10 protein-coding genes are annotated in these 10877 nt (G+C 69.0%); 5 read left to right on the forward strand and 5 right to left on the reverse strand.

Annotation, left to right across the window (positions count from 1 at the left end; translation table 11 throughout):
• Positions 1-36 precede the first annotated feature (36 nt).
• The 5 genes from ACAM42_RS33485 to ACAM42_RS33505 are packed head-to-tail and all read left to right on the forward strand — an operon-like array spanning position 37 to position 4644.
• Positions 37-426, forward strand: a complete 390-nt coding sequence (locus ACAM42_RS33485; protein ID WP_153281429.1) for an S-adenosylmethionine decarboxylase family protein — start codon at positions 37-39, stop codon at positions 424-426.
• A gap of 14 nt (positions 427-440) precedes the next feature.
• On the forward strand, positions 441-1169 hold the full coding sequence (locus ACAM42_RS33490; protein WP_369630714.1) for a nucleotidyltransferase family protein: 729 nt from the start codon (positions 441-443) through the stop codon (positions 1167-1169).
• Complete coding sequence (locus ACAM42_RS33495; RefSeq protein WP_369630715.1) at positions 1166-2110, forward strand: hypothetical protein; 945 nt, start codon at positions 1166-1168, stop codon at positions 2108-2110. The genes ACAM42_RS33490 and ACAM42_RS33495 overlap by 4 nt, the downstream gene beginning before the upstream one ends.
• Positions 2111-2116: 6 nt before the next feature.
• On the forward strand, positions 2117-3508 hold the full coding sequence (locus ACAM42_RS33500; RefSeq protein WP_369630716.1) for an aminopeptidase P N-terminal domain-containing protein: 1392 nt from the start codon (positions 2117-2119) through the stop codon (positions 3506-3508).
• Entirely contained in the window at positions 3505-4644 is a 1140-nt protein-coding gene (locus tag ACAM42_RS33505) for a hypothetical protein (protein ID WP_369630717.1), read from the forward strand. The genes ACAM42_RS33500 and ACAM42_RS33505 overlap by 4 nt, the downstream gene beginning before the upstream one ends.
• A 36-nt stretch (positions 4645-4680) precedes the next feature.
• On the opposite strand, the gene ACAM42_RS33510 is transcribed toward ACAM42_RS33505, so the two are convergent.
• The 5 genes from ACAM42_RS33510 to pbpC form a co-directional block, all read right to left on the reverse strand.
• Entirely contained in the window at positions 4681-5019 is a 339-nt protein-coding gene (locus tag ACAM42_RS33510; RefSeq protein WP_235926935.1) for a DUF3325 domain-containing protein, read from the reverse strand.
• Positions 5019-6668 carry a PepSY-associated TM helix domain-containing protein gene (locus tag ACAM42_RS33515; RefSeq protein ID WP_369630718.1) on the reverse strand — a complete coding sequence of 550 codons (1650 nt, stop codon included), beginning with the start codon at positions 6666-6668 and terminating at the stop codon, positions 5019-5021. Before ACAM42_RS33515 ends, ACAM42_RS33510 begins: the two co-directional genes overlap by 1 nt.
• Positions 6665-6949 (reverse strand): DUF3649 domain-containing protein, encoded by a 285-nt coding sequence (locus ACAM42_RS33520; RefSeq protein ID WP_062473633.1) that lies wholly within the window; start codon positions 6947-6949, stop codon positions 6665-6667. The genes ACAM42_RS33515 and ACAM42_RS33520 overlap by 4 nt, the downstream gene beginning before the upstream one ends.
• A gap of 174 nt (positions 6950-7123) precedes the next feature.
• The gene (locus ACAM42_RS33525; RefSeq protein WP_369630719.1) at positions 7124-8476 is read right to left on the reverse strand and encodes an esterase-like activity of phytase family protein; all 1353 of its coding nucleotides are present in this window, start codon (positions 8474-8476) and stop codon (positions 7124-7126) included.
• 74 nt (positions 8477-8550) lie between these two features.
• Complete coding sequence (pbpC, locus tag ACAM42_RS33530; protein WP_369630720.1) at positions 8551-10872, reverse strand: penicillin-binding protein 1C; 2322 nt, start codon at positions 10870-10872, stop codon at positions 8551-8553.
• Between the last annotated feature and the right edge of the window lie 5 nt (positions 10873-10877).

The following is a 10877-nucleotide window of genomic DNA, read 5'->3' on the forward strand; positions in this document are numbered from 1 at the left end:
CTTGTGTCGCAGGCCCGGCTGCTAGAGTTGCCCCCCATGCAAGGGCTGCACCTCACCGCCGATCTCCACGACTGCCAATGCGGCCTCCAATGGCTCACCGACGGGCGCGCGCTCGGCGAGGTCTGCACCAAGGCCGTGGCCGCCGCCGGGCTGCAGGCCGTGGGCAAGCTGGTCCACGGCTTTCCGGCCACGCCGCAGGGGCCGGGCGGCGTGACGGCCACGCTGCTGCTGGCCGAATCGCACCTGTGCATCCACACCTGGCCGGAGCAGCGCGGCGTGACGCTCGACGTGTACGTCTGCAACTTCGGCGCCGACCACTCGGCCAAGGCGCATGCGCTGATGGCCTGCCTGGTGGCGCTGTTCCAGCCCCGCCACAGCGAACGCAACGAACTGCAACGCGGCCGTGTGGCCGGGTCGGTGCGGTGATGGCGGTGCGCGCGATGATCCTGGCCGCCGGCCGCGGCGAACGCATGCGGCCGCTGACCGACGCCACGCCCAAGCCCCTGCTCGAAGTGCGCGGCAAGCCGCTGATGCAGTGGCCGATGGAAGCGCTGGCCGAGGGCGGCTTCACCGAGTTGGTGGTCAACACCGACTGGCTGGGCGCGCAGGTCGCCGCCCGGTTCGGCGCGCACCCCATGCTGGCGGGGCATGGCACGCTGTCCATCTCCTATTCCGACGAGGGCCGCGACTTCGGCGGCGCGCTCGAGACGGCCGGTGGCATCGTGCGTGCGCTGCCGATGCTGGGCGAGGTGTTCTGGGTGGCGGCGGGCGACGTGTTCGCACCGGGCTTTCGCTTCACCCAGGCCGCCGTCGACCGCTTCCTGGCCAGCGGCAAGCTCGCCCACCTGTGGCTGGTGCCGAACCCGGTGCACAACCTCAAGGGCGACTTCGGCCTCTCGGCCGACGGGCTCGCGCTGAACCAGGCGGCCGAGAAATACACCTTCTCGACCATCGGCCTGTACCGCGCCGCGCTGTTCGCGCCGCCGCACTGCGACATCCCGGCCGGCAACCCGGGCGGCGTCAAGGCCCCGCTGGCACCGATCCTGCGCGCCGCGATGGACAACCAGCAGGTGAGCGCCGAGCTCTACACCGGCGACTGGACCGACGTGGGCACGCCGCAGCGCCTGCAGCAACTCAACGCCGGGGTCGCGCCGGCAGCGGGCGCATGACGCTCGCGCCGCTGCCCGACGCCCTGCGCCTGCTGCCGCAGCGCCTGCAGGACCTGGCCCTGGCGACCGCCGCCGAACGCAACGACGGCGCGCCCGAAGACCCGCTGACCGTACCGCTCTACGTGAGCGACTTCACGCGCCTGAGCCTCGCGCCCATGCGCCAGGGCTGGCACGTCGAATACTTCGGCGACACCTGGGGCGACGCCTTCGACGAAACCCTCGCCTGCCTGAGCCGGCAGGACGTGGCCGACTGCATCACTTCGCTGTCGTTCAGCGGCCCCGACAGCGGCGCCAACGGCTCGCGCGAATGGATGTTCACGCCGCTGCTCGAGAGCCCGGTGATGTTTCCCCGCCTGCGCTCGCTGTTCATCAAGCCGACGCAGCCCGAGGACCACAACCAGTCGCTCGTCTGCACCAGCAACGGCATCCTCGAGGAAGGCGGCGACATCGCGCGCTGGATGCACAAGACGCCGCACCTGAGCGAACTGACGGTGCCGAACGCGCCGAACGCCGACTTCTTCGCCGTGCCGCTGCCGCAACTGACCAGCCTGTGCGTCGGCGCCCATTTCGCCACGCAGCACTTCATCCACCACATGGCCGCCGCAACGCAGCTGCCGGGCCTCAGGCTGCTGGATTTTTCCGAATCCACCGAGCAGCAGATGGCGTGGCCGGCCGACCGGACGCCCGGCGGCATCACGGCTTTCGAAGACTACGAGGCCTTGCTGCACAGCCCCGTGGGCGCGCAGCTGCGCGTGCTGAGGCTGCGCAACACCTGCCTCGACCTGGCCCAGCTGCAACAGCTGCAGAGCGTGCGGCAGCGGCTGCAATTCATGGTCATCCAGTCAACGATCGGCGGCTACGTCAGCCACTTTGCGCAGGATGTGTTCCCATGGCGGCATCTGGTACCCGCGGACCCCGGACTTGCACCGTATCGAAAGTGAAATCCCATGCTCAATGACACCACGATCTACGCCGAGCGCCGCGCGCGCCTCGCTTCGCAACTGGGCAAAGACGGCATCGCCATCGTCCCGACCGCGCCCGAGCGCCAGCGCAACCGCGACAGCGACTTCCTGTTCCGCCACGACAGCTACTTCTACTACCTGACCGGTTTCACCGAGCCCAACGCCTGGCTGGTGCTGGCGGGCGACGGCCGCGCCACGCTGTTCTGCGCGCCGAAAGACCTGGAACGCGAGATCTGGGACGGCTACCGCCTCGGCCCCGACGCCGCCCCCGCCGCGCTGGGCGTGGACGAGGCCTTCTCGGTGAACGACCTCGACGCGAAGTTGCCGAAACTGCTCGAAAACCGCTCGACCGTGTGGTTCCCCTTCGCCACCCACAAGGGCCTGGAAACCCGCATCGACGGCTGGCTGCAGTCGGTGCGCGCGCGCGTGCGCTACGGCGCGCTGTGCCCCGAGGAGCAGCGCGACCTGTGCGGCCCGCTCGACGAGATGCGCCTCGTGAAGGACGCGCAAGAGCAGGACATCATGCGCCGCGCCGCACAGATCAGCGCCCGCGCCCACATCCGCGCGATGCAGCTGTCGGCGCGCATGCTGCGCGAAGGCAAGGACGTGCGCGAGTACCACCTCGATGCCGAGCTGCTGCACGAGTTCCGCCTGGGCGGTTCGCAGTACCCGGCCTACGGTTCCATCGTCGCGGCCGGCGCCAACGCCTGCGTGCTGCACTACCGCGCCGACGCCGCGCCCGTGCGCAAGGGCGAGCTGGTGCTGATCGACGCCGGCTGCGAGCTCGACGGCTACGCCAGCGACATCACCCGCACCTTCCCGGCCGACGGCAAGTTCAGCGGCCCGCAGCGCGCGCTGTACGACCTGGTGCTGGCCAGCCAGGACGCCTCGGCCGCCGCCACCAAGGCCGGCAACCGCTTCAACGACCCGCACGACGCGGCCGTGAAGGTGCTGGCGCAGGGCATGCTCGACCTGGGCCTGCTCGACGGCAACAAGGTCGGCGGCGTCGACGACGTGATCGACTCGCGTGCCTACTTCCAGTTCTACATGCACCGCACCGGCCACTGGCTGGGCATGGACGTGCACGACTGCGGCAGCTATGTCGAACCCACGCAGGTGGGCGAGGTGAGCGAGCGCAAGGACCCGCTGTCCAACGAACTCATCAAGAACCGCCCGAGCCGCATCTTGCACCCGGGCATGGTGCTGACGCTGGAACCCGGCATCTACGTGCGCCCCGGCGAGGGCGTGCCCGAAAAGTTCCACAACATCGGCATCCGCATCGAGGACGACGCGATCGTCACGGCCACGGGCTGCGAACTGATTTCGCGGGGGGTGCCGGTGAAGGCGGATGAGATCGAGGCGTTGATGCGGGGGTGAGCACGGTCCGCAAGCGGCGCGCCAGGCTGGTGGACGACCGCCCGCCGTATTGGATGCAGCAGTGGCTGCTGCATCACAAGGAATCGGACCGGTTCGATGGACGTGAGTACCGCATCTACGACGTCCACGCGTCCAAGGGGCCGCCACTGTCCTCGGTCTGCGCCGAAGGCGTGATTTCGCGGATCAGCGATACCGCACTGGAATTGCGGGAGCCCGAGTCCGTCGTGTCCGCCTATGCGGTCTGGTTCGGTCTGCTGATGGCCGCGCCGCTGGTGGCATTGCTGTTCCATGTAGACATACCCCAGACGATCATGGGCACGCTGATCGCGCTCTGGTTGATCGGCGTGACGCTGTACGCCGTGATTTTCGGCGCGCGCTCGATTTTCATGACCTTCAGGGAGGTGCTGCGCCCCTCGCCGTTGACCGTCGGGATTCTGTGCGACCGGCGCAACCAAAGGCTGTGGTGGCGCGAGGAAGGGAAGGACCGCTGGGTCGCGTGGGAGCGCATCCGTGTCGCCCATCGCAAGGGATGCCCCGCGACGCAGACCTCCGAAGACTTGCGTCTGCTGATGCTGAACAAGGACGATGCCCTCATCACCACCGTGGAGCAGGGCACGGAGCCATTGACGTTGCCGCTGCCGAGCTGGGGCTTCGGTCATCGATGCACGCAATCGCATGAGAACGAGACGCGCAAGGCCGTCCTCGACTTCATCGCGGTGTTCATGCGTCACGGCCCCGAGCAATTGCCCGCCACCCGCTGGCGGACACCGGAACACGACCGCGAACGCCTGTTCCTGGACCTGGCTGGCACCCTGAATTTTTTCGCCGGGCCTCGTGCACATGCATCAAGACCGTTGCGCGCCTTCTGCGCCGTGCTGATGGCACTGGCCGCACCGCTCCTGCTGCCACCGCAATGGCTGCATGCGCTCGCCGAATTTCGGCGTCGGCCGAGCGAATGGTCGGAAGCCACCCTGCAGGCGGTCGGGATCGATTCGCCGACGACCCGCCTGGCCGTGCCCGCGGGCAGCCGGCCGTTGCACGCGCCGCTCGATCAGGAACAACGCGCTCTGGCGTGGATCTGGATCGCCACCGCCTTCGCGACCTACCTCATCGTGGGTTGGAAGATCGTCCACTGAGTGCGCGGACGGGTGCGGGCCCGAATACCCGCGCGATCACAAGCAGAACAGCAGACTGAGAAACGCAACGCCCCCTGCTGCAGACGCGATCCAGTGAAAGCGATGCGGCAACCCGCTCAGCAGCCCCACCGTCGCCAGCGCCGCCGCCGTGAGCGCCCCGAGCCACAACACCCACCCCACCGACCCGCCCGCCGCCTCCAGGCTGGCCCACAGCGACAGGCACAGCAGCGCCGTGCCCCCGAGCTGCAGCCATCGGCGCCAGGCGCCCGGCGTGTGGCCGCGGCCGAAGACGTCTTCGCTGTGACGGTCCATCGCGAGGCTCAGCGCGCAGAAGCCGGCCAGCGAGGCGGCGAACACCAACCCGAGCAGCGGCATCACGACCCCTGGCCCGAAGCTGCGAGTTCTGTCGGCGGCGGCTTGACGGCTTTCTTGGGCGCAGCCAGCGCCTTGCGGCGCTTGCGCTCCACCAGCCAGGTCGCACCGGCCAAGCCCAGGCCGAGCGCAATCGCCACGAGGTCGAAGCCCGCCACCGAACTCGGGCCGCTGCGCAAGCTCACGGTGAGCGGCGCGGGGCCGGTGAAGGCATTGAGCACCGGCAGCAGTGCGAACAGCAGCGCGCCGAGCGCAAGCTGCGCCTGCCACATGCGCAGGGTCGGGCGCAGCAGGCCCAGCACGGCGGTGGCGCCCCAGACGATGAAGAACCAGCGGATCTCGGCCTCGTTGCGGCCGGCCACGTCGACCGGCAGCAGGCGGTTGGCCCAGAAGAAGGCAGCCATCGCCACGGGCAGGCCGGCGATCGCACCGAGATTCAGCCCGTCGACCAGCCGCAGGCCGAAGCCGATGCGCCCGCCCTGCTTGAGGGTCTTGGCGTATTTCTGGCGCTCCTTCACGGCCCACAGCAAGAGGCCTGTGGCCACCATCAGGCAGCCCGCCAGGCCCGAGACGAAGAACAGTGCGCGCAGCAGCGGATCGGCAAAGCGGCCGATGTGCAGGCCGTAGAGCACGCCACGCGTCTCGGCCGCGGCCTTGGGCACGTCGCCGAAGCTGCTGATGAGCGCGCCGGTCGTGCCGTTGAACTGCATGCTGGGCTGGTCGTAAGACAGGTGACGGCCTTCGGCCCGCGTGAGCGAGACCACGGCGTTGGCGTCGTTGGGCTGGTGCACCACGATGCGGCCCACGGGCGCGCCGTCCCAGTGGGCCGTGGCCTGCGCCACCATCGGCGCGAGGGGCGCGAGTGCGGCCTTCGTGCCCGAGGCCTTGATCTGCGTGCGCACGCCGCCCGGGAAGGCCTCGGCGAAGAAGGTGTCGTTGCCGCCGTGTGCCTTGTAGGCCACCTGCGGCCCCCACGGCATGTACATGAACATCAGCGTGACCAGCCCGGTATAGGTGATCATGGCGTGGTACGGCAGCGCGAGCACGGCGGTGACGTTGTGCGCGTCGAGCCACGAGCGCTGGCCCTTCTTCGGACGGAAGGTGAAGAAGTCCTTGAAGATGCGCTTGTGCGTGACGATGCCGCTGACGATGGCCACCAGCATGAACATCGCGCAGAAGCCGACGATCCAGCGCGCCCAGAGCGCGGGCATGTAGTGCAGGTCGAAGTGCAGGCGGTAGAAGAACTCGCCGCCGCGCGTCTCGCGCGGCGCGGTGATCGCCTGGCCCGTGGCCGGGTCGAGCATGGCGCGGTCGAAGCTGCGGCGCCGGTCCACGGGCGGCGAACCGGCCGGCGGCGGCGGCTTGGCCCACAGCAGGCTCACGCCGGGCTCGCGCTCGGTGGGCAAGGTGATGAACCAGCGCGTGGCATCGGGCGCGTGGCGCTGCATGAAAGCCAGCGCGTTGTCGGCGGCCACCGGCTGCGGCACCGCACCAGGCGTCACGGCATGCAGCTCCGGCTTCATCCAGAAGGTGATCTCGTCCTTGAAGTACGAGGCCGTGCCGGCCGCGAACACCATGAAGAGCACCCAGCCGACCAGCAGGCCCGACCAGGTGTGCAGCCAGGCCATCGACTGACGGAATCCTTCCTTCATGCGGCACCTCCGCCGCCCTGGGTCCACAGCAGCAACAGCAGGCCCTGCAGGGCCGCCGCGATGGCAAGGCCGGTCCAGGCGCGCCACGCCGAGCGCGCCGCGAAGACCCACATCACGGCCACGGCGTAGACGAGGAAGGAGGCCAGCGTGCCGGTCAGCGCGGCTTCGCTGCGCGCCATGCCGAAGAGGGCGGGCAGGCCCAGCGCGAGCACGGCGGCCGACAGCGCAGCCACGCCGTAGCCGCCCGCGATGGCAGCGACGGCCCGCGACGCGACGCCCATCCGGTAGCGGAGGCCGGCGCTCACGACGGGCGCCGGACGACGTGCGAGGTCGTTCGGAAATTCATGGGACAGAGGGAGAGGAGAAACCTGGAGAATGAGAATCATACTCATCTTCTGGGTTTTTCTCGCCCCCCGCCCATCCCGCGAGCGGGGCCTTGAAAGGCGCGCGGCGCCTTACTTCGCCTGCAGCAGCGCGCCGGCTTCGAGCAGCACCAGCTCGTTGTCGTCGGCCTTGTTCGGCTCGCGGCTGGTGGAGAAGGGCAGGTTGTTGTCGTTGCCGACCACGATGTGCGTGGCATCGACCACGTCGACGTTCTCGATCGTGAAGAACGGGAACTTCAGCACGCCGTCGTTCAGCGGCTTGCGCGCAAGCTTGTTCGGGTCGGCGATGTTCAGCAGGTCGATGTAGCCGATCTTGCGCACCGCGCCGCCCACGTTCGCGTCGCTCAGCTCGACCTTGTAGACGCGCTTGAACTTCGCGATGTCGTGGAAGCAGTCGGTGCGCTTCTGGCCTTCGGGGCAGGCCTTGTCAGACGTGCCTTCGCCGTTGTCGCGTTCGATGATGAGGCCGGTGGTGCCGTCGATCATGTTGAAGTCGCCGATGGCGTGGCCGTTGGCTTCGAGCACGTACTTCCAATGGCGGCCCGTCCACTTCTCGGTTGCGACGTCGAACTCCAGCACGCGCAGCGCTTCCTTGCCGTCGAGCTTTTCATAGTCCTTGGTCTCGGCATTCCACACCGGGCCTTCGAGCAGCGCATAGAGCTTGCTGCCGTCCTTGGACGAGGCCATGCCTTCGAAGCCCTTCGAACGTTTGACCTGGAAATCGACCGTGCCGCCGGGCGCGCCCGGCGTGGTGACCGCGGGGTGATCGGGCGAGCGCACGGCCTTGCCGTCGACCTGCGTATCGAACACCGCGAGCACCTTGCCCTTCAGGTCGGCCTTGATCAGGAAGGGGCCGAACTCCTCGCCGATCCACAGCGCGCCGCCGGCGAACTGGAAGCTCTCGGGATCGAAGTCCGAACCCGTCAGGTAGCGCTGCTTCGTGCCTTCGTGAACGATGCGGAACGGCACCTTCTTGTCGGGGTCGTGCAGGAAGATGGTGTTGATGCGATTGAACTTGCCGCTCTTGAAGTCCACCTTGTAGTGGTTCAGGTAGAGCATGAAGTCGGGCGAGTTGGCCTTCGCGCCGGCGCCGTTGTCGGTGAGGATCCAGAACGAGCCGTCGTCCATCTTCTTGATGCCCGAGTGCCCTTGCAGCGGCTGGCCCTTGAAGGGCACCGACACGGCGGTGCCGCGGCCGGCCGAGAGGCCTTCGACGGTGCCCAGCGCCTCGACGCGCTTGCCCGAGGTGAACTTGCCGCTGGCCTGCAGGTCGGCCGGCGCGTCTTTCGGGGCGGCAACGAAGCTCTGCGCGGGCAGCACGGCGTGGCCGGCGAGCGTGGCGGGAAAGGCGGTCTGGGCCACAGCGCCACCGCAGGCGAAGGCGGTGGCCAGGGCGACCAGAGAGAGGGAAGCGAAGCGCGTCATGAACGAAAAAGCTTTCAGTCGAAAACGCGTGACCTTGCCGGGCAGGCGTGACGCCGCCGTGACATCCGCTCAGCTCAAGGTGCGATGTCCACCGTCACTTCACGCGACTCGGCGCGGCCCTGGTCATCGACCGCGCGCAGCACGTAGCGCCGGCCTGAATCCGCCATGTCCGGCATCCAGGTGATGCCTTCGCCGGGCGCCGCCTTGCCGACCAGTGCGTCATCGGCGAACCAGTAGATCGTCTGCGTGCCCGCCGCCGCTTCGGCGCGCAGCACGAGCGGCTCGGGCTTCTTCACGCGCAGCGTGTGCCGCACGCCGCGCAAGGGCGATGTGATGAGCGGTGCCGTCTCCGAGGCCTCGCCTTTCTCGCAACCATCGGTCGGCAGGCTCGCGCGCGGCAGGCCGGCTTGACGGAACAGCCGCCGCATGTCGCTGCCCCATTGCTCGACCACCTGCTGGCGCGCGTTGGGCTGCGGCCCGCACACCACCTTGCCGGTCGTCTCGTCGACCCACACGGCACGGTGCAGGTTGCTCACCTGGATCGGCGACTTGCCGGCGATGAACCATGTCGTGGTGCGCACCGGGCACAGCGCATCGGGCAGCCCGCCCGTCGCGGTGCACACCTCGACCTGGCGCAGGTCAGGCGGCTGGCGCGTCGCGATCTCGCCGGGATCGAGCCGCTCCGCGCGCAGCGCATCGACCATGCGCAGGAACAGCGGCGCGGCCGCATCGACGCCGACCAGCGCGGGGTTGCTGGTGCCATCGAAGTTGCCGACCCACACCACGAGCACATGGCGGCCGAACACACCCGCGGTCCACGCATCGCGAAAGCCCCACGAGGTGCCCGTCTTCCATGCGATGGCGGGTCGTGCGGGCAGCGTGGTGTCGGGGCGCGGCGTGTGGCGCAGCATGTCCAGCGTGATGAACGAGGCCTCTTCGCTCAAGAGGCGCAACGGCTGCACCGGCCGCTCGTCGGGCGCGGGCTGCGTGTAGCGCAGCGGCTGCGAGATGCCGCCGTTCGCGAGCGTGGCGTAGAGGCCCGCAAGCTCCTCGGGCGTGACTTCGCCGCCGCCCAGCACCAGCGCGAGGCCGTAGTGCGATTCGCTCTGCAGCTTCTGCACGCCCGCGAGCCGCATGAAGTCGTAGAGCCCCGGCTTCGACAGCTTCGCGGCCACGGCCACCGCGGGGATGTTGCGGCTGCGGATCAACGCCTCCTGCGCGGGCAGCGGACCGGCGAAGCGGTGGTCGAAGTTCTCGGGCATGTAGGGGCCGAACGAGGTCGGTGCGTCCTTCAGCATCGTCTTCGGATGCAGCAAGCCCTGGTCGAGCGCGAGTGCGTAGATGAAGGGCTTGAGCGTGGACCCCGGCGAGCGCTTGGCCTGCGTGCCGTTGACCTGCCCCGCGATGGCGTCGTTGTGCCAGTCGGCCGAACCGATCAGCGCGCGCACCTGCATGGTCGAGGCGTCGAGCAGCAGCGCGCTCGCGTTGGTCATGCCCACATCGGCGTGCGTGCGCAGGTACTGGCCCATCACGCGTTCGAGCGTGGCCTGCATGCGCAGGTCGATGGTGGTGCGCACTTCCTGCACGCCGCGCTCCTGCGCGAGCAGCATGTCGGTGGCGTGCGGCGCGAGAAAGGGGAGGCTGCCGCGCGACTGTGCCGAGAGCGCGAGCTGCGCATCCGGCGCATGCTGCTTCGCGGTCGGATCGCGCTCGGCCCACAGCGCCCACAGGCGTTCGCGTGCCGACTGCAGCTCGGCATTGCGGCCGCGCTCGGCGATGCGCTTGACCGGGTTCTGCGGAATCACCGCGAGCGTCAGCGCCTCGGGCAGGCTGAGCTTGGCGGCGTCCTTGCGGAAGTAGATGAGGCTTGCGGCCTGCACGCCTTCGATGTTGCCGCCGTAGGGCGCGGTGTTGAGGTACGCCTCGAGGATCTCGCGCTTGCCGAAACGCGCTTCGAGCCAGAGCGCCGCGCCGATCTGCGCGATCTTGCCCAGGGCCGTGCGGCTGCCGATGCCGTAGACGCGCCGCGCGAGCTGCATCGTGAGCGTCGAGCCGCCCTGCCTGCGCTCGCCGCTCGCGATGCGCCACGCGCTGCGCGCGAGCGCGGCAGGGTTGACGCCGGGGTGCGCGTAGAAGCGGCGGTCTTCGTACAGCAGCACCGCATCGACCAGCGTCGGCGAGATGCGGTCGAGCGGCACCCAGAGGCGGTATTGCTCGTCGCTTGCGAGGGTCAGGCGCAAGAGTTCGCCGCCTTGCGCGTACACGGCACGCGAGCTGCCGACGGTTTCGCTCAGTGGGGCGTGCGGCCACAGACGCAACAGCGTGAGCAGAAAGGCAACCGCCAGCGCCCACAGCGCAGGCTTGCGGAGCCTTCCCAACTTCACGCTGAAGCGCATGACGG

Origin of the sequence: Variovorax sp. V35, from assembly GCF_041154465.1 — a bacterium.
Taxonomy (GTDB): domain Bacteria; phylum Pseudomonadota; class Gammaproteobacteria; order Burkholderiales; family Burkholderiaceae_C; genus Variovorax; species Variovorax boronicumulans.

Excerpts from the sequence above, each read along its gene's own strand:
- ACAM42_RS33490 (WP_369630714.1), top strand. The coding sequence starts at position 441 with ATGATCCTGGCCGCCGGCCGCGGCGAACGCATGCGGCCGCTGACCGAC.
- ACAM42_RS33485 (WP_153281429.1), top strand. The coding sequence starts at position 37 with ATGCAAGGGCTGCACCTCACCGCCGATCTCCACGACTGCCAATGCGGC.
- pbpC (WP_369630720.1), bottom strand. The coding sequence starts at position 10,872 with ATGCGCTTCAGCGTGAAGTTGGGAAGGCTCCGCAAGCCTGCGCTGTGG.
- ACAM42_RS33525 (WP_369630719.1), bottom strand. The coding sequence starts at position 8,476 with ATGACGCGCTTCGCTTCCCTCTCTCTGGTCGCCCTGGCCACCGCCTTC.
- ACAM42_RS33510 (WP_235926935.1), bottom strand. The coding sequence starts at position 5,019 with ATGCCGCTGCTCGGGTTGGTGTTCGCCGCCTCGCTGGCCGGCTTCTGC.
- ACAM42_RS33495 (WP_369630715.1), top strand. The coding sequence starts at position 1,166 with ATGACGCTCGCGCCGCTGCCCGACGCCCTGCGCCTGCTGCCGCAGCGC.
- ACAM42_RS33500 (WP_369630716.1), top strand. The coding sequence starts at position 2,117 with ATGCTCAATGACACCACGATCTACGCCGAGCGCCGCGCGCGCCTCGCT.
- ACAM42_RS33515 (WP_369630718.1), bottom strand. The coding sequence starts at position 6,668 with ATGAAGGAAGGATTCCGTCAGTCGATGGCCTGGCTGCACACCTGGTCG.
- ACAM42_RS33520 (WP_062473633.1), bottom strand. The coding sequence starts at position 6,949 with ATGGGCGTCGCGTCGCGGGCCGTCGCTGCCATCGCGGGCGGCTACGGC.